At 62.7% G+C, this 17,957-nt stretch carries 14 protein-coding genes; 5 read left to right on the top strand and 9 right to left on the bottom strand.

Features of this window, described 5'->3' with window-relative positions; genetic code table 11:
* Position 1: 1 nt before the first annotated feature.
* Positions 2 to 1,960: a sigma-54-dependent Fis family transcriptional regulator gene (locus tag CYJ07_RS18180; protein WP_104205133.1), complete on the bottom strand. Its 1,959-nt coding sequence runs from the start codon at positions 1,958 to 1,960 to the stop codon at positions 2 to 4.
* Positions 1,961 to 2,198: 238 nt separating this feature from the next.
* Here CYJ07_RS18180 and CYJ07_RS18185 point away from each other — a divergent pair, with 238 nt between their 5' ends.
* The 3 genes from CYJ07_RS18185 to qhpG all read left to right on the top strand — a co-directional run bounded on the left by CYJ07_RS18185 (position 2,199) and on the right by qhpG (position 6,395).
* Complete coding sequence (locus CYJ07_RS18185; protein WP_104205134.1) at positions 2,199 to 3,683, top strand: aldehyde dehydrogenase family protein; 1,485 nt, start codon at positions 2,199 to 2,201, stop codon at positions 3,681 to 3,683.
* Positions 3,684 to 3,803: 120 nt separating this feature from the next.
* Positions 3,804 to 5,072, top strand: coding sequence for a hypothetical protein (locus tag CYJ07_RS18190; RefSeq protein WP_231489687.1), 1,269 nt, complete (start codon positions 3,804 to 3,806; stop codon positions 5,070 to 5,072).
* Positions 5,073 to 5,087: 15 nt separating this feature from the next.
* On the top strand, positions 5,088 to 6,395 hold the full coding sequence (gene qhpG, locus CYJ07_RS18195; protein WP_104205136.1) for a flavin-dependent monooxygenase QhpG: 1,308 nt from the start codon (positions 5,088 to 5,090) through the stop codon (positions 6,393 to 6,395).
* Here the strand turns inward: qhpG and CYJ07_RS18200 are convergent.
* From CYJ07_RS18200 to paaN, 8 genes are all read right to left on the bottom strand, one after another.
* Positions 6,392 to 7,030 (bottom strand): S8/S53 family peptidase, encoded by a 639-nt coding sequence (locus tag CYJ07_RS18200; protein ID WP_104205137.1) that lies wholly within the window; start codon positions 7,028 to 7,030, stop codon positions 6,392 to 6,394. The genes qhpG and CYJ07_RS18200 overlap by 4 nt on opposite strands.
* Positions 7,021 to 8,718, bottom strand: a complete 1,698-nt coding sequence (locus CYJ07_RS18205; protein WP_197038426.1) for an ABC transporter ATP-binding protein — start codon at positions 8,716 to 8,718, stop codon at positions 7,021 to 7,023. Before CYJ07_RS18205 ends, CYJ07_RS18200 begins: the two co-directional genes overlap by 10 nt.
* A gap of 94 nt (positions 8,719 to 8,812) precedes the next feature.
* Entirely contained in the window at positions 8,813 to 9,922 is a 1,110-nt protein-coding gene (gene peaD / locus CYJ07_RS18210; RefSeq protein WP_231489688.1) for a quinohemoprotein amine dehydrogenase subunit beta, read from the bottom strand.
* Positions 9,915 to 10,268 carry a quinohemoprotein amine dehydrogenase subunit gamma gene (gene qhpC / locus CYJ07_RS18215; RefSeq protein ID WP_104205139.1) on the bottom strand — a complete coding sequence of 118 codons (354 nt, stop codon included), beginning with the start codon at positions 10,266 to 10,268 and terminating at the stop codon, positions 9,915 to 9,917. The genes peaD and qhpC overlap by 8 nt, the downstream gene beginning before the upstream one ends.
* Positions 10,265 to 11,695: a quinohemoprotein amine dehydrogenase maturation protein gene (peaB, locus tag CYJ07_RS18220; protein WP_104205140.1), complete on the bottom strand. Its 1,431-nt coding sequence runs from the start codon at positions 11,693 to 11,695 to the stop codon at positions 10,265 to 10,267. Before peaB ends, qhpC begins: the two co-directional genes overlap by 4 nt.
* Positions 11,696 to 11,704: 9 nt before the next feature.
* On the bottom strand, positions 11,705 to 13,231 hold the full coding sequence (peaA, locus tag CYJ07_RS18225) for a quinohemoprotein amine dehydrogenase subunit alpha (RefSeq protein WP_197038427.1): 1,527 nt from the start codon (positions 13,229 to 13,231) through the stop codon (positions 11,705 to 11,707).
* Between the two features lie 450 nt (positions 13,232 to 13,681).
* The gene (gene paaY, locus CYJ07_RS18230) at positions 13,682 to 14,290 is read right to left on the bottom strand and encodes a phenylacetic acid degradation protein PaaY (protein WP_104205142.1); all 609 of its coding nucleotides are present in this window, start codon (positions 14,288 to 14,290) and stop codon (positions 13,682 to 13,684) included.
* A gap of 11 nt (positions 14,291 to 14,301) precedes the next feature.
* Complete coding sequence (gene paaN / locus CYJ07_RS18235) at positions 14,302 to 15,978, bottom strand: phenylacetic acid degradation protein PaaN (RefSeq protein WP_104205143.1); 1,677 nt, start codon at positions 15,976 to 15,978, stop codon at positions 14,302 to 14,304.
* Positions 15,979 to 16,376: 398 nt separating this feature from the next.
* On the opposite strand from paaN, the gene paaF reads away from it, so the two are divergent.
* Positions 16,377 to 17,150 (top strand): 2,3-dehydroadipyl-CoA hydratase PaaF, encoded by a 774-nt coding sequence (gene paaF, locus CYJ07_RS18240; protein ID WP_104205144.1) that lies wholly within the window; start codon positions 16,377 to 16,379, stop codon positions 17,148 to 17,150.
* 14 nt (positions 17,151 to 17,164) lie between these two features.
* Positions 17,165 to 17,956, top strand: coding sequence for a 2-(1,2-epoxy-1,2-dihydrophenyl)acetyl-CoA isomerase PaaG (paaG, locus tag CYJ07_RS18245; protein WP_104205145.1), 792 nt, complete (start codon positions 17,165 to 17,167; stop codon positions 17,954 to 17,956).
* Position 17,957: the final 1 nt, after the last annotated feature.

Below are 17,957 nucleotides of genomic sequence, written 5' to 3' on the forward strand. Positions count from 1 at the left end.
TCTATCCCAGCCGCCGGTACAGCGTTGAGCGGCTGACGCCCAAGGCTCGAGCAGCAGCAGTGAAGTTGCCGTCGTGAGCCTCCAAAGTGCGCTCGATATGCTCTCGCTCCAGTGCCTTCAGGCTACGGGGTGCCGCCTCGTCTTCGGCTACCACGGCATCGAGTGATCGAGCATCGCCCTGTTGCGAGTCGACGGGGGCGTGTACCCTTCGCGTCAGCTTGCGCTGCCAGCGTGGCGAAAGATCGCTCAAGGTGAGCGATACAAGCTCCGGCTCTGCTCCGACAATAGCTGCCTGCAGGCAATACTCGAGTTCACGCCAGTTACCGGGCCAAGGGTAAGCGGCGAGATGCGACAAGAGCCTATCATCGAGTGGCAGCTGGCGTTCATGGCGCAGGCACAGCCGATACCAAAGCTCCTCGATCCGTGATGCTACATCTGCTTGCTTGCTCAAGGCAGGCAGCTCCACAACCACACCCGCTAGGCGAAAGTACAGATCTTCGCGAAACTCGCCTTTCCGCACCAGTTCTTCCAAGTCACGGTGGGTGGCGGCAATAACGCGAATATCGATGGGTATCTCGCGATGATCGCCCAGTGGCACCACCACACGCTCTTGCATTACACGCAGCAGCCGCGCCTGAAGCGACTGTGGCATGTCGCCGATTTCATCCAGCAATAACGTGCCTCCGCTGGCCTGCACCAGACGTCCGGCATGGCCTCCCTTCCGAGCGCCGGTGAAGGCTCCCTCACCATATCCGAACAGCTCGGCTTCGATGAGGTTTTCAGGAATGGACGCACAATTGAGCGCTACAAAGGCACCTTGCGTCTCAGCCTGCTGATGCAGGGCTCTTGCCAACTGCTCCTTCCCCGTGCCCGTCTCACCCTGAAGCAGCACCGGAAGGCCAGCCTTGAGGGCGCGGCTGGCGCGAATGGCTTCGCGCTGCTGCTCTTGGCACCACCCCTGCGTCAGCGTCATGAGAGTTGGTACCTGCACTGCGATTTGCGGCCGGTTCACATCCCGTCGCTGCGGCACTACTCCCACTTCGGCCGGTTGCCAGCCGTCGGGAGCATTGAGCCGACCCACCAGCTGTAACTCCGCCAACTCGATTCCCAGCAGGGCGGATTGGCGCTCGCATTGTCGACGCATCACCGACCATGGACAGCCCAGCAGCTCCTCAACATGGCCCCCCACCTGCATCGCACCGTTATAGTTCAACCACTGCCGGGCCGATTTGTCGGCGGCCAGGATAAACCCTTCATCGTTGATGGCTACCAAGCCACAGGTTTCGCTGTCGAGCTCGGCCATGGAGGCATGAACCTGCAGTACCCAGCGATGCTGATATTGGCGTCGAAACAGTTGCTGCCCGATGGCGCAGGTCAACTGCTTTACACGACGCAGGAAAAGTTCGGGGCGTGGATGTCGGGCATCGAAGGTCAGGTCTAGCAGGCCCAGGCACTCCTCATTCAGGCCATATAGTGGTGCTGCGACACAGGAAACGGGATTGTCGGGGAAAAGGAGGTGCTCGTTGGCATTGACCAGCACAGGGGCGCGCTCAATAAGCGCGAGTGCTGGCGCATTGGTACCGAACCAGCGTTCGTCCAGGTTCATCCCCGGCTCGATACGCAGCCGGCCATCGATCGAAAACTGCTTGCCATAGGTCTTGAGGACAGTGGCATCAGGCGACGCCAGCAGCAGCTGACTACCCAAGTCGTCCGCCACGCGCTTGACCATCGGTTCCGCCAACTCCACCAGGCGCCGATTCGCAAGACATTGCTCGCGTAGCTCCGCACGCGTTATTCGAGGGAAGTCGATCTTGCCGTCCAGCAGGCCGTATTCCAGACAGCGCTGCCAAGAGCGGCCAATTGAAGCGTCCAGCAAATCTACCGGCAGCGTCCCCGCTCTGATCTGTTGGTGCGCCTGACGCATCACACCGGGGGTTCTCAGGGCAGCCTTGTTATACATGTCGCACTCCCGCTGGGTCACGCTCCTCGCCTCAGTGTCCCAAGTTGCAACAGTTGTCGTGTACGAGAACGCGACAACGCTGGAACGTCATCGAGGGAACTCCGTAACCCAATGCTTTTTGTAGGAATATTTTTTCTTTCATTGCTGGCATGGCGATTGCTATCGATCAGGGTAGCCCGGCGTATCTCAATGGGCTTGAGTCAACCATAACGCAGACCCAACCACAGGAGCACTATCCATGCCGCTGCCTTCGACGACGATACAACAATGGCTGGACAGGACCCATGCAATGTTCATTGGCGGGGAATGGCTGCCCGCCAGGTCTGGCAAGACCCTGGAGGTCTTCAACCCCGCCACGGCGGAAGTCATCTGCCAGGTGCCGGCCGGCGATGCCGACGATATCGACAGGGCGGTAACCAGCGCCCGCACGGCGTTCCGCGAATGGCGGCACAGCCGCCCCTCACGGCGCGAGAAGCTGCTGCTGGATCTGGCGGATGCGCTGGAGGAACGGGCCGATGAGTTCGCCATGCTCGAAACATTGGACAACGGCAAGCCGCTGACCTTCTCTCGTCACATGGACGTCGCCCTGGCTATCGACTTCCTGCGCTACACGGCGGGCTGGGCGACAAAGATCGAGGGTCGCAGCATGACACCCTCGATGCCCTACGCCCCCAGCGACAAGCAGATCGTGGCCTATACCCGCCGCGAACCGGTGGGCGTGGTGGGCGCGATCATCCCTTGGAACTTCCCTCTGCTGATGGCCAGCTGGAAGATCGCCCCGGCGCTGGCGGCGGGCTGCAGCGTGGTCCTCAAGCCTGCCGAGGACACACCGCTCACCGCCCTGCTGCTGGCCGAGCTGGTGGAGTCCGTGGGCTTTCCGGCAGGCACCCTCAATGTCGTGACCGGCCTGGGGCACGAAGCGGGCGCTGCGCTGGCCGCGCACCCCGGCATCAATAAGGTCGCCTTCACCGGCTCCACTCCGGTGGGCAAGATGATCGGCAAGGCGGCCATGGAGAACATGACCCGCACTACGCTTGAGCTCGGCGGCAAGTCCCCGGTCATGGTCCTCGCTGATGCCGACATCGAAGCCGCCGCTGCCGGCGCGGCGCAGGCCATCTTCTTCAACCAGGGTCAGGTGTGCACCGCCGGGTCGCGTATCTATGTGCATGAAGCGGCCCACGACGCCTTCGTCGCGAAGCTCGCCGAACACGCCAAGGGGCTCACCATGGCGCCCGGCTGGGAGGAAGGCGCCACCTTGGGGCCGCTGGTTTCCGCCAAGCAGCAGCAGCGCGTGCTGGATTACATCGGCTATGCACGGGAGGAGGGCGGCCAGATCGCCACAGGGGGGGGCGCAGGCCGCGACACCGGCTTCTTCGTCGAGCCAACGGTGATTACCGGATTGGCCCAGAACAGCCGCTGCGTGCAGGAGGAAATCTTCGGGCCGGTAGTGGTGGTGCAGACCTTCCGCGATCTCGACGAACTCGTCACCTTGGCCAACGACAGCCCCTACGGCCTCGCCGCCAGCCTCTGGTCCAACGACCTTTCGGCCATTCACCGCCTCATTCCCGAGATCGACGCCGGCAGCGTCTGGGTCAACGGTCATAACCTGCTCGATCCCAGCATGCCCTTCGGCGGCTTCAAGCAATCGGGAATCGGGCGCGAGATGGGCGATTCCCTTATCGAACACTACACCGAGCAGAAATCGGTCGTCATGCTGGTCTGACCCATTTTGGAACGAGACCCCGCAGGCATCACTTTCACTTACGAGAGAACAATCATAATGCCTAACAAGACGTGCCCTCTTTCGCGTTCCGTCCACCTTGGCGGGTGCCTCTGTGTCTCCTTGGCCCTGTCATCCCCGGCCACGGCCTACGAGATGGTCGACCTGGGCGACGCCAGCGTTAACATCGACATCGAGGCCCTGCTGGGAGTCTTCCACAGCGACTACGGCTATGCCATGGGAGGCGCCGAACAGCGCGAATACGACTGGCGCGAAGGGTACGCAAAACTCGGCGCCGCCTATGCACGCCGCGATTACCAGACCGGCGGTCTGTATGGTCAGGTCAGCGTCATAGGCAGCGCCACCTGGGGCGACGGCGACGCTGCGGGTTTCACCTCCGGCGAAGAGCGCGAGCTCGAACTCGAGGATGCCCTGCTCGGCTACCGTCACGACGCGCTGACGGCCGGCGATGATCCTTGGACACTCGACGTCTCCACCGGTCGACAGTCCGTTATTCTGGGCGACGGCTTCCTGGTGGCGGGTGATGCCCTCAACCTCGGCAATCTCCTCGGTGACGAGCTGGACCGGGGCGGCGCCTATTATCTGGCGGCTCGCCGAGCCTTCGACAATACCGCCCTGGTCAGGACGGGTAACGAGACGTGGCAGTTACAGCTCGCCTGGCTCGCTTCCGACAACGCGGCCCAGGCCGAAACCGAGCTGGGCGCAATGACGGCCCAATACACCCATGGCTCGGGGCTGATGGAAGGTACCTACCTTCGGGGGCTCGCGGTAAACGCGGACCAGGCCGACCCCTTCCTTGCCGAACGTGATGGCATGAATGTCTACAGCGTTCGCTTTGAGCAGGCCATGATCGAAGAAGCGCTCTCTCTACGCGGCGAATACGCGACGCAGCACAAGGATACCAACGAAGATGCCTGGTATCTGGAACCTTCCTGGACCTTTACTGACGTGCCCTGGCAGCCGACGGTCTCGCTTCGCTACTCGCGTTTCTCTGAGCAATGGGACCCCCTCTTCTATGGCTTCACCCGTGGCTACGGCACCTGGTTCCAAGGCGAGGTGGCGGGCAACTATGCCGGCCCCTTCAACAGCAACAGCGAAGTCTGGCATCTTGGTGTCTCCGCCCAGGTGGCCGATAACCTGACCCTGGGCGCCTTGGCGTTCGACTTCGAGAGCCTCGATACCGCCGCGCAGGCCAACCTTGACGGCCGTGAATTCAACCTCTACGCAGAGTGGTTCCCCACCGAGATGCTATATGTCTCGCCGCTCATCGGCTGGTACACGCCTGATGCCAGCGCCAGCGAGGGCGGCGTACAACTGAGCGACGACGACACTAATCTGTACGCTCAGATTGTGGTCGGTGTTTTCTTCTAACAGCGAGGAAGGTATATGCCGCGCCCCGTTGATATGCTGATTGCCGGAGCCGGCCCCGCCGGGGCCGCCCTGGCCCTGCTTCTGACTCGGGCCGGATATCGTGTCACGGTGGTCAGCCGCTGTCGTGAGTACCGTGGCATCGAAGGAATCAGCCGACGAAGCCTACAGGCCCTCCGCTCCCTGGGTCTTGCGCGTGCTGCCGCCTGTGGACTGGGCCCCGTGGCAAGGCGAGTCACTTGGGGTGGCGAGAGCCGCGCGCCCAACCAGGAGTGGCTGTTGCCCCGCCCCGGCTTCGATCAAGCGCTGCTCGACGACCTCGAGGCCACCGGTATCGAGGTCGTTCGCACCCGTGCCGGGCGGTGGGAGGAGGAGAATGGCAACAGCGTTACGCTCACGCTTCCAGAGTGGCCATCAGCACCACTGCGGGCACGCTGGGGAATAGAAGCGCGTGGCCGTGCCGCGGGGCAGCGACGCTACCGGGATTCGCCGGCGTGGGCCCGTCCGGCACTGATCCTGCGAGGCCACGCATCGGGTCCGCCTGCCAGCCAGGCCTGTACCCTCGACGGTGGAGGATGGGCCTGGTGGGCCCGGGCGGCGGGCGCCGAGTACCTGCAGCTGGCGCTGCCGAGAGCCGAGTTCGATGTGGCCCGCCGTTATCCCTCCGACTGGCTTGCGCGCCAGTCGACCCTCGCCGACATCTGGCAATCGGCACGTATCGAGCAGGCCTACTTGCGCCCCACACAAATAGGCCGCACCGGTGTGCGTGAAGGCCGCGTATGGCGACTCGGCGATGCGGCCATGGCGGTGGATCCGCTCTCCGGTCAAGGCATCTTCAATGCCCTCTCCTCCGCTCATGGCTTGGTACCGTTCATCACCGGTGTGCTCGAAGGCGAGCCGATAGCGCCCCTGGAGCGCTTCCATCAGCGTCGCCAGGACACCATGTACTGGCGCTTCGCCCGTGCCGGGCGGGATTTCTATCGCCTGGCCGCCGCCCATGATGGTGCGCCCTACTGGCTGTCCCGCTGCCACTGGCCGGATCACGCTCCCCTGCACGTCGGCGAGCCGTGGGCCAGCGTGCAGGTAAGACAGGGCCACGCTATTGTCGCGGGGCGCCTCGAGCCGCGTTCTCTGGTGATCACCCCCGCTCAGCCGCTGGGTATCTATGCCGTGGCAGGCCAGCCCTTGGCGCCACTGGTCGCAGCGATGCAGGCCTGCGACCTCATCCGCTCCCGGGATCTGCTGCGACAGGCCGGTACCGCTGCCGAGGCCATTCGTCACTGGTGGCAGGCGCAGCAGGACTGGCCAGTGCTGCCGCCAGCCTAGCCCTCGTCGGGAGGGGGCTGCGTGGCTAGCCAGCGGCCCAGCGCATGGGCCGCCGCGAAACTGGCACCGCCCAAGATCTGGCGGCCGGCATGTTGTTGCTGAGGTGGGCCGACTTGCCACGGCTGCAGGCCGTCGGGCTGGGCCGCCCAGGCGCAGGCGAGCCAACGCCCGTCGGTGCCAAGGCCAGGGGCGTTCGGCAGGCGACGGGCATCACCGGTCACGGCGAACACTTCCCGCCAGGCGGCGGGATAGACGCTCGAACCGAAGCGGGCACTGGATGCCACGATCCGCGTGCCGGCGGCATGAAGCCGGCGGATTGAGGTATGCAACGCAGGGTCGGGGTCGGTGAGCCCCACGCTGCAGATGACCCACGCCGGCGGCGCCTGAGCGAGCCATTCCATGGCCTGAACCAGCTGGCGGCTACCGGCGGTCAGCCGACGATCGAACAGCTTGACCAAGTCGAGTTCCAACCGCTCAAGCCCCACATGCCAGCCGATGGTGCGCAGGATAGCGGTACCATGGCCAACGCGATCATAGGGATCCTGGCTCTCCACCAGGCTATGGAAGCGACGCAGGGCAATCGGTTGGTCGCGTCCAATGCCGCTGTCGATCATAGCCAACCGAATCAGTGACATCGTTCGGCCTCTTTTAGCTGGCCATGTTCAAGCGTGAAATGCGCATCGAGGTTACCGAAATGCTCCCCCTGATGACTGATGATCAGACGCGTTGAGTTACCTAGGGCATCGTCGAGTACTGCATCAAAGGCGTCGGCAGAGCGTGCATCGAGCGCGCCGGTCGGTTCATCCAGCACGACAAGGCAAGGGCGCTTGAGTAGCGCCCTTGCCAGGGCAAGCCGTGCACGCTGCCCTCCTGAAACGCTCTGCCCATGATCGCTGATCATTGTGTCCAGCCCATGAGGCAAGGCAGACAGCCACTCCCCGAGTCCAACCCGGCAAAGTGCCTCGCGCAGTGCCTCGTCACTCGCCGGCAGCGCACCGAGGCGCAAGTTCTCGGCGACGCTGGCCCGCAGCAGGCTGGGGTGCTGCTCGATCCAGGCCACGCGCTTGAGCCAGGCGCGACGCGAAAGCTTTGCCAAGGGTTTGCCATCGACCAGGATACGACCGCCCTGGGGGGTCTCGAGACCCAGCAACAGGCTGGCCAGCGTACTCTTTCCCGCCCCCGACGGGCCGCTTACCATGACCTTGGCGCCCGGCTCGAGGCACAGATCCAGCGAGGCGAACAGCCAGTCGGTCTGATCGGAATAGCGAAACCCGACCCCTTCCAGGCGAATCCTTCCTTCACCGCTGGGTATTTCCCCTTGGTTGGGACTCGGCAAGGCGGGTTCGGCAAAAAGCTCGGCGATCCGCTCGGCGCTCACTCGGGCGCGCTGCCAACCCCCGTAGAGCCCCAGCAAGCCTCCGATGGGTGCCATTACCATCCCTAGATAGGCCAGCAGCGCGACGAGTTCGCCCAACTGAAGGCGGCCCTCGATCACCAGATACCCACCCAATAGCAACAGCCCAGCGCGTGCCAGAGAGAGGATCATCTGCGGCCCCACATCACTGATGAAGCCGATTCGACGCAGGGCAATGAGTCGTCGCAGCTGCTCGTGGCCCAGCCCCTGGAGACGGTTGAGCCTCGGCGCCTCCAGTGCCTGGCCCTGGAACCACTGGCCATGGGAGAGTGTGTCCTGCCAGAAGCCGGAGAGATCACCGCTGTGCTCCCGCAGCGCCTGTTGCCGGGCGACCAGCCTCGATCGCCAGAAGCGCAGCCAGGCCCACTGCAGCGGCACCAGCAGCGCCACCGATGCCATCAAGGCAGGGCTGAAGACACCTATCATCGCCAGCGCGCCGATCAGCCCCAGCAGGTTGGAAAAACCGCTGAGCAGCCCATCCAAGGCGAAGCCCTGCAGGATCGACAGGTCGCCATCGAGGCGACTCATCAGATCGCCGCGCCCCCGGGCCTGCCAGCGCGCACGGGGCATACGTAGCAGCCGTCTCAACAGGGAGCGTCGCAGACTCAGCAGCAGCATCGCCGATAGGCGCACATGGCGAATACGCAATACGCCCTGCAAGGTAAGCGCCCCGAGCCCCACCGCCACCAACCCGGCGGCATAGACTATGACCCGGCCGAAATCACCCTCCATAAGGCCCTGGTCAATCAGCCGCTGGGTCAATAGCGGCGGTAGCAGGGCAAGCCCTGTCGCCATCAGGCTCAAGCTCAGCAGCCCCAGCAGGGCTCGGCGTCGTGCCCGGAGCGGTCGATACAACCAACCCCAGGGCAGGCGACCCGGGTGGTGGCCGGCGTCTGTGTCATGCAGCATGTCGTCCTCCCGGCCAGGCAACGCCCACATAAAAAGATGCCGCCCCCGATGACATGAGGCCGGCATCCAAGCAACGTATAACGCTATTAGGGTGTCAGAACCGCGCCACTTTGAGAGTGGCTGCGCCCATGTCGCCCGGCAGCTCGATCCGGCCCAGGTCGTTGAACTCGGTATCGTAGATTGCGATATCGCTGGATGCGCCGCCCAGATAGAGCGTCTTGCCATCATACGATGAGTTGATGTTGTAATAGGTATGATCCAGGTCGATGACCTTGACCAACTCCTGGGTCTCGGCGTCGTAGTGGCTCAGCTGGGTATAGACCCCATAGAAATCGTCGGGGCTATTAGGGTCGGACACCATCGAGAAAATGATGAACTCGAACGGACCGATCTCCTTGTTCTCGATCTCACCGGTCTCCAGGTCGATACGACTGATCCCCCAGTGAAATGACACCGGTTCGTCGTTCTCAAGCTTGGCTACGCTATAAGGCCGTAGAAATTCCTGGGATACCTCGCCGGTGGACCACATCGCCAGAGAATCAGGACGACTGAAGCCAGTGCGGTCCCAGTTGCGGTTGGCGATGGCCGTCTCCCATTCGCCGGTTTGTGTATCCATGCGATAGATATCCGCCCCGCCCAGATACAGCCAACCATCCGCATCCGTGGCTATGGTCGCGATCTGGCGCGGCACCGGGTAGGTCTTTATGGGCTGGGCGTCGAGGCCATCCGCAGTATCGAAGATCGCCACTCGCGGTTCCTGAACCTCGTAGTGGTCCAAGAACATCTTGACGGGGTTCTGTACGGTGTACAGGTGCGTACCGTCCGGGCTCAGGGCGATCGAAGCGATCGATTTGACCCGTTCGTTGCCACTCGATTGCTGGGCACGAAAGACGATGTCGCAATTGGTCAGGTCGACACCGGTCGCATCTTCCCAACGATTGTGCAACACATAGGCGATACGATTGTCGGGCGACAACTGAATGGTGCCGGGCGCTGAATCCCCCGGCAGGTCGCAGGTCCGTGTGATCTCGCGGGTTTCAGTGTCGATCACGTAGAGCTGGTTGGGTCGCGCCAATGTCACCAAGTATTCCCGGGGAGCGGCAGCGTCCGTATTGGATGACTGTGACCAGGCAGGCAACACGGCGCTCGCCATCAACGCGCCCATGCCCAGCATCACGGAAGTTCTGAAGGCGTTCTTATTCATCGTCTTCCCCCGGATAGACGCTGTCCAGCTTGCGCCAGTCGCGCTCGGCACGATCGGCTCCCTTCCCCCATTCGGGATAGGTGTTCATGGTGTCGGGCACCTGTGCCGGCCACCAGCAGGGGTCGGCGCAGCCATAGAGGTCGGCTTCCATCGGCTGGCACAGCGAGGCCACGCCCCCGAAGGGATCAACCTCCCAGCCCGGGTCGAAACTCGAGGTACAACCGGCCACGGTCTGCATGGCCTGGACCTCTTCACGGGCTTCCCGGCTAGGCGCCTGATCGAGCTGGCGGGCCTTCTGGTTGAGGGGCGTCAGCCCCAGTTGCTGAAGGGGTTTGTTCTTGTTCATGCGGTCTGCCTCCCGGCCAGGGGACCATCGAAATACGCGGGGTTGTGGCGCAGGATGCGCGCATAGGCCTGGATGCCGAAGTCCACCCAGTCACGCATCAGGTCACAGTAGTGATATGTCGGTGTCATCGGGTCGCCATAGCGGGCATAGCTCTCGTGATAGCACCCGCCCGAGCACAAGTTGCGAATGCGACAGTCCGAGCACCCTCTGTCAGTGCGGTCCGAGCGCGCCTCAACGAACTGTTTGAGCCCCTGATGGTCCAGGCCGTCGTTGACATTACCGAAGGTGGGCATGTCGGAGCCGGTAAAACGATGGCAGAGATGCACGTCGCCCTCGTGATCGACGGACACCAGCCCCAGGCCCGCGCCGCAGGGTACCGCCTTGCTGCGGCCCTCCCAAAGGTCGGTGAGCAGCTGGTTGAAGTTACCGAAACCGATGTCGCGACCCTCGATAGCCGCCTCCACGGCCCGTTCGCCCAGGCGAACCATGCCGTTGAAGACCGCCTTCAGTTCATCGCCGGTGAGGTTGTACTCCGCCATATCTCCCGACGTCACCGGTGCAAAGCCGGCTTCGGCGAAGCCCAGCTCGTTGACGAGATGGTGATGGATGCCTTCCACGTCGGTAACGCCACGGGTCAGCGTCACCCGGCTACCTACGGGCCGTGCAGTGTAGTTCGCCAGCAACGGAGCAATACGTCGTGCCACCAGGTCGTAGGTACCCTGGCCGTTGACGGCTATGCGATTCTTGTCATGCACCGCCTTGGGGCCATCCATGCTCACGGTGAGACCGAACCGGTGGGCCTGGAAATAGGCGATCTTGTCCTCGCTGAGCAGGGTGGCATTGGTAGTCAAGGTGAAATCGACCTGCTTGCCGAGCCCGTGGATACGCTCCTCGGCCCATGCCACCACCTCACGGATCAAGGGCATGTTGCTCAGCGGCTCGCCGCCGAAGAAAACGATGTTGTAGCGATCTCGCTGCGGCGCTTCGGCTAGCATCATCTCGACCGAGGCCTGGGCAGTGGCAAGGTTCATCTTCTTGCCGTCGCGAGGATTGTCGAGGTCCTCCTTGTAGCAGTAGCTGCAGCTCAGGTTGCAGCCGGTATTGACGTTGAGCACCACGGTGGAGAGCGGGAACTGCTCGACTTCGACCCGAGGGTTGTAAGCCTGTACCTCCCCTTCGGTGATCAGTTTCAGGGCCTTTAGCTGGTCGATTCGCTCCTGCAGGTCATCGCGCGATAGTTGGCCGACGAAGCGGTGATGCAAGGTCGCCGCATCTAGGCCGCCCACCTCGCTATTCAACAAGTCCAGCAGCTGCTCGCTCACTGCGTCCGGGGCAAATAGGCTGGTTGTGGGGATATGGAACCACAGTGGATCTCCTTCCACCGTTACCCGATGGAGGTTCTGCGGTATGGATTGCAGCATGCCCATGACGATCTCCTAGCGCAGCGGCGGGTTATTCCAGCGTTGGACGGTAACGATCAGGTGGGCATCGTCCTGCACCGCCGTCGCCTGCCCTTCCACATCGGCGATAACACGCAGATTGCCCACGTTGTTGGCGTCATATTTGCGATCCGGATTGGGCCCCGCCCCCGACGGTGCGAAGATGCCCGTCGCCTTGTCCATGACCCCGGCGTACTGAACGTCGCCATCGTGCTCGGCGATTTCGTCCCAGGGCTGAACCGACCAGGTCACCGGCACGTCGCCCAGTGCAATGTCCTCGCCGCCATCCGGCGACTTGAGATACCCGATCGCCTGGAAGACACCGCTAACGGCTGGCGTCTCGGGGCTTCCCACCCGCGCCACGGCAAGCTCGGGCTCGATCTGCAGGTAATCTACCTCGTCATAAGCTACCAGCAGCTCATCCTGCCGGTGCTCACCCACGGTAAGCGGCAACCAGCCCGGGGCTACATGGTCAGCGACGTTTACCTGAAGCGTTACACGCGTATCGCTGCGCTCCACTACCTCCTCTACCTCGATACCATCACCCAGCGTGATCTCGCCGTTCTCCAGGCCGCTACCCATCACGACTAGGCGCTGTGACTGGCCGGCCTTCAACGCGGTGGGCAACGTCGCCGCCACACCCGACACTGCATCGGCGGGCTGCATGGTAACCTGCATGCCGTAGGCTTCATCAGCGTCGTCGAAGATACGCCCGTGGGCCGTCTCTTCTGACATGTCCAGCACCTGCTTGAACTCGTGGCCGTTGAGCGTCAGGCTCGCTCGCCACTCATAACCGGTGTACACAACGGCTCGCCCCTCGCCGAGAAGCGGACGCCCGTCTAGAAACTCGCCCGATACCTCCAGGCGGTAACGATCCCTACCCGTCTCGGGAGTGACTGCTACATCGGCAACGAAGCGGCCTTGTCCCGGCCAGTTGCCCCACATTTGCCAGGTGCCCTCGGGCTGACGCGGCGACACCTCCTGCCAGTTACTCCAGGCCTCGGACTCTAGCGGCAGCTGTTCCGCCAGCCATGGCACGATCTCGCTACGGGCCAGGCCGAACCAATCGCGGTCACGAGCCATGGCCTGGAACTCCAGCGTCTGGAACTGGCCCACATGGAAGTGCACCAGCTTGTCCCACTCCGCTTCAGGTCGACGCTGCAGCATGGCGCGGCCACCGGTGTGGCAGCGAGCACACATCTCCTGGAAGGTGGGATGATCGAACTCCTCGACGCGGTTCAGGCGTCGCTCGATCAGTGCTCTTTCGGCCGCGCTCTCTTCCGGCGCCAGCCCTCTCGTATCGGCCAGGTACTTGACCAACGCGCGGCGGTCGGCGGGAGGCACCTCTACGCCGTGCATGATACCCATACGGGCGATGGTCATCTCCCAGCCTTCCGGCGTCTTGCGCTGCTGGCTGATACGGCTCCAGGAGTTCTCCCCCTCCCGGGCCACGTGACAGCCCGAACAGTGCTGGTCGACCAACTCGGGACCAGAATTTGCGATGGCGTATGCTAGGGGTGTCACGGTGAGGACCATGACGCACAGTCCTCGTCTCAGGGAACGAGTCATCAAGGTATACTCCCTTGTCGTTTATTGTTGTCACTCACCGTCTCATTCGATGAGACGCAAGCCACTCTTCTCCAAGACACTATGAAATCTTGATGCCATCACAATAAAAGTAATTATTTTTCAAATGGATAACGAGAAAATGGCCGTTGATATTCATGCTTGATTCGCTGCTTCCCTGGCAAGTGTTCCATCTTGCTACAGTATATTTTTCACTTCGCGACACTTCGCCGTGGCGTACTGCCGAGCCAAGCCCAAGAGTGGCCTAGCAAAGAAAGGAAGCCCAGCAGGTATTAACCTGCTGGGCTTCCAGGCCAGATTGAAAATCACATTCCCCCGGCCGTAGCGAGGCGCGTATTCGTTCAGCTGGCCATGCCCTCGTGCCGACCTTCGAAGTTGAAAATGCTTTTATTGCCCCTTGCCGAGGGTCTGCTGCTTGGGCTGGGTATCGCCCGCGTTGAGCTGCGGTCTATTGGCGTCCAGCTCGGCTAACGGCTCACAGGGCTCCAGGCTGTCCCGGCAGCGCTCGGTCAAGCGCTGGTACTCGCGCGTGCCCTGCTGCTTCCAGGCCACTTCTTGGTCGCTCAGCTCACGTTTGACCGTGGCTGGCGCACCCACCACCAGCGACTGGGGCGGGCACTCAAAGCCGGTCTTGACGAAGGCTGCCGCGGCGACGATCGAGCGTGCACCAATCACGGCGTTATCCATCACCACGGCGTTCATCCCCACCATGGCATCCTGGCCCACCACGCAACCGTGCAGTACGGCGCCATGGCCAATATGACCATCCTTCTCCACGCGGGTGACGCAGCCAGGGAAGCCGTGCATGACGCAGGTGTCCTGAAGGTTGGCGCCCTCTTCCAGCACCAGCTGGCCGAAATCGCCGCGCATCACCGCGCTGGGCCCTACATAGCAGCCCGGGCCGATAATCACATCGCCTATCAGTACTGCAGTGGGATGCACATAGGCGGTGGGATGAACCACCGGGGTCACTCCTTCGAGTCGGTAACAAGGCATGACGCATCTCCTCAGTTCAGTTGGCCGTGGCGACGGCTCTGCACTACTACAAAGCGACGCGCCACGAAGGCCTGATCGCTTAGCGAGGCGTTCGCCGCTGGGTTGCCGCCGGTAGCATGAAAATCGCTGAAGGCAGCTGACTGGTTGACGAAGACACCTCTGTCCAAGTTGAGCGACAGCGGAGCCGCTACGTCCATGGCCAGCTGCTCGAACTGCTCGGCTACAGCATCATCGTTGGTGTAAGCGCCTAGGGTGATGGCACCTTTCTCGCCGATCACCTCGCGAGCGAGCTCGATGCTGTGCGCAGTACTTTCAGTGGCAATAACGAAGCTGATCGGGCCGAAGCGCTCCTCACCATAGGCGTCTCGTTGGTTGGCATCCACCTTGATCAGCAGCGGGGTATGGATGCGCGCCCTGGGAAAATCAGCGTGCTCGCGGGATTCGCTATCGAGAAGCACCTCCCCCAGGCCGCGGCACTCATCGATGCGTGCGACGGTTGCCACCGACTGGATGGCTCCCAGCACGGCGCAGGCGCGGTCGTTGTCGGAAAGAAACTTCTCGACGGCCTTGGCCAAGGCGCTGGCCACCTGGTCGAAGGAGAGCGGACCCTCTGCGGTCTTGATGCCATTCTTGGGTACATAGATTGCCTGAGGAGTGGTGCACATCTGGCCGGAGTAGAGACTCAGGCTGAAGGCCAGATTCTGTGCCACCGGTTTTATCTGATCGACGCTGTCGATGATCACGGTATTGATGCCGGCCTTCTCGGTGAACACCTGGGCTTGGATGGCGTTCCTTTCCAACCACTCGCCGAAGGCATTCGAGCCGGTGTAGTCGATCAGTTTAACGGCCGGATCCAGTGCCAGCTCCTTGGTTACCGGTGCCTCGGCAGTGTCGGGCATCAGGCTCACCAAAGAGGGATCGAAGCCGGCCTCCTCGAGAACCTCCTGGGCAACGCGAGCGGTCATGGCCACCGGAAGTATGGCAGCCGGATGCGGCTTGAGGATCACCGGATTGCCAGTGGCCAGGCTGGCGAACAGACCCGGGAAGGTGTTCCATGTGGGGAAGGTGGAGCAGGCCACTACCAAAGAGATACCGCGCGGTACGATATGGTAGCGCTTGTCGAGCACCAACGGCTCATGCTTGCCTTGGGGCTTCACCCACTTGGCCGTTCCTGGCACTTGGGACATCGCCTGCCAGGCGTAGGCCAAGGCCTCGAGACCGCGATCCTGGGCATGGGGGCCGCCGGCCTGGAACGCCATCATTGGCGCCTGGCCACTGGTGTGGGTCACTGCCTGGGCAATATCCGGACTCATGGCGTTCAAGCGCGATAGGATCTCGAGACAGACGCCCACTCGCGCCTCGGCACCCGCGTCACGCCAAGCAGGCATCGCGGCCTGCATGGCCATGATCAGCGCCTCTTGCTCGGGCTGGTCATAGGTCACGCCCAGCTCGAACCCATAGGGAGAGACCTCGGCACCGACCTGGCGACCGACCGCAGGCACCTTGAGAGCAAAGGGCTGCTTGAGCAGCGCCTCGAAGCGCTGCTTTGCCCCCTTCACTGCCTCCTCGGGATAATTCTTGATGTTCTCCGGATAGGGACTCCAGTAATCGCGAGAGGTGATGGCCTCGACGGCGCGATCCAGTGTCTCGCGATGACGGTCGAGCATCTGCTGGGCTTGCTGGGACATGGATGGCTCCTGCCATTATTCGATACGAGATAGAACAGAAGACTATCTATAGCGTAACGAAACATCAAACCGTCAGCCCTCGAACACGCCTCGCGCAGCATCACATACTGTCTGAAACTCCTTCTTTATTAACTGCTTAACGAAAAGAATCTGGTAGAGATGGCCCGATTTCGACCATGGTCTAATTCGTCAACTGCAAGCCGCAAGGGCACGAGACAACCCCCTGACAAATCAACAGAAAACCATGCCAGGCGGCAAGATACGATACAATAGTTTCGTCCAAATAGATTTGATGCGTATCAAAAAAAACCTATACTCGCTTTCATACTCGCTCGTGGCAGGCTGCGGGCCCTTGCCTTGCCGCGCCGCGCCACCCCCCGTGCAAAGACGAGGACACCATGCCGAATCATCTGATCGTCGAGGGGCCGCAACAGGGAGTGCTGCGCATCACCCTGCATCGCCCGGAGGCGCTTAACGCCCTTAATACCGCCCTGCTGGCAGAGCTGGCCGAGACTCTGGCCACCGCCGAGGATGATGCCGCGGTCCGCGCCGTAGTGATCATCGGCAGCCGGCGGGCGTTTGCCGCCGGCGCCGATATCAAGGAGATGGCTACTCGCGATCTCGTCGGCATGCTCGAGGATCCCCGCCAGCGCCACTGGGCCGACATTGCACGCTTCAACAAGCCAATCATCGCGGCAGTCAACGGCTTCTGTCTTGGCGGAGGCTGCGAGCTGGCGCTGCACGCCGACATCCTCATCGCTGGCGAGGACGCCCGCTTCGGCCAGCCCGAGATCAACCTCGGCATCATGCCCGGCGCCGGCGGCACCCAGCGCCTGGTGCGCGCCGTGGGCAAGGCACTTGCCACCCAGATGGTACTCACCGGCGAGCCGATCACCGCCCGGCGCGCCTTGGAGGCCGGCCTTGTCAGCGAGGTGACCCAGCCCGAGCTAGCCGTCGAGCGTGCCCTGGCCGTGGCCGAGACCATCTCCGCCAAGGCGCCACTGGCCGTTCGCCTCGCCCGCGAGGCCCTGCACAAGGCCGAGGACACCGACCTGGCAACCGGCCTGCGCTTCGAGCGTCATGCCTTCACGCTTCTGGCCGGTACCGAGGATCGCGAGGAGGGCATCCGCGCCTTCCAGGAAAAACGCCCCGCCACCTTCAACGGGCACTGACACAGGAAACGATCATGAGTGAACCGCCCCTGCTCTTTACCGTGGAAGACGGCGTCGCCCGCCTCACGTTGAATCGACCCGATAGTCTCAACAGTTTCAACGCCGAGATGCACGCCGAGATGCGACAGGCGCTCAAGGCAGTTCGCCAGGATAAGAGCGTGCGCGCCCTGCTGCTGACCGGCAGCGGCCGCGGCTTCTGCGCCGGCCAGGATCTCTCCGACCGTAACGTGGCCCCTGGCGCCGAGGCACCTGACCTGGGCGAGTCGCTGGAAAAGCGCTACAACCCCATGCTGCGCACCCTGCGCGATCTCCCCTTTCCCACCATTTGTGCGGTTAATGGTGTGGCTGCCGGCGCAGGCGCCAATATCGCCATGGGCTGTGACATCGTGCTGGCGGCCCGTTCGGCCAGTTTTGTCCAGGCATTCTGCAAGATCGGCCTGGTGCCGGATTCCGGCGGCACCTGGACGTTACCGCGCCTGGTGGGCATGGCTCGCGCCAAGGGGTTGGCCATGCTGGGAGACAAGCTCAGCGCCGAGCAGGCCGAACAGTGGGGGATGATCTGGAAGGTGGTGGACGACGAGTCCCTGCAGGATGAAGCGCTCACCCTGGCTCGCCACTTGGCTACCCAGCCGACCCGCGGCCTGGCGCTAATCAAGCGTGCCCTTCACGCCAGCGCCGACAACGGCTTCAACGACCAGCTCGACCTGGAGCGGGACCTGCAGCGTTTGGCCGGTCGCACCAGCGACTATCGCGAAGGAGTGGCCGCCTTCATGGAAAAACGCAAGCCCAGCTTCAAGGGGGAGTGAG

Source organism: Billgrantia saliphila (assembly GCF_002930105.1).
In the GTDB taxonomy this organism is placed as follows: domain Bacteria; phylum Pseudomonadota; class Gammaproteobacteria; order Pseudomonadales; family Halomonadaceae; genus Halomonas; species Halomonas saliphila.

Coding starts and splice junctions, on each gene's coding strand:
- CYJ07_RS18180 (WP_104205133.1), bottom strand. CDS start 1,960: ATGTATAACAAGGCTGCCCTGAGAACCCCCGGTGTGATGCGTCAGGCG.
- CYJ07_RS18185 (WP_104205134.1), top strand. CDS start 2,199: ATGCCGCTGCCTTCGACGACGATACAACAATGGCTGGACAGGACCCAT.
- qhpG (WP_104205136.1), top strand. CDS start 5,088: ATGCCGCGCCCCGTTGATATGCTGATTGCCGGAGCCGGCCCCGCCGGG.
- CYJ07_RS18200 (WP_104205137.1), bottom strand. CDS start 7,030: ATGTCACTGATTCGGTTGGCTATGATCGACAGCGGCATTGGACGCGAC.
- CYJ07_RS18205 (WP_197038426.1), bottom strand. CDS start 8,718: ATGCTGCATGACACAGACGCCGGCCACCACCCGGGTCGCCTGCCCTGG.
- peaD (WP_231489688.1), bottom strand. CDS start 9,922: ATGAATAAGAACGCCTTCAGAACTTCCGTGATGCTGGGCATGGGCGCG.
- qhpC (WP_104205139.1), bottom strand. CDS start 10,268: ATGAACAAGAACAAACCCCTTCAGCAACTGGGGCTGACGCCCCTCAAC.
- peaB (WP_104205140.1), bottom strand. CDS start 11,695: ATGGGCATGCTGCAATCCATACCGCAGAACCTCCATCGGGTAACGGTG.
- paaY (WP_104205142.1), bottom strand. CDS start 14,290: ATGCCTTGTTACCGACTCGAAGGAGTGACCCCGGTGGTTCATCCCACC.
- paaN (WP_104205143.1), bottom strand. CDS start 15,978: ATGTCCCAGCAAGCCCAGCAGATGCTCGACCGTCATCGCGAGACACTG.
- paaF (WP_104205144.1), top strand. CDS start 16,377: ATGCCGAATCATCTGATCGTCGAGGGGCCGCAACAGGGAGTGCTGCGC.
- paaG (WP_104205145.1), top strand. CDS start 17,165: ATGAGTGAACCGCCCCTGCTCTTTACCGTGGAAGACGGCGTCGCCCGC.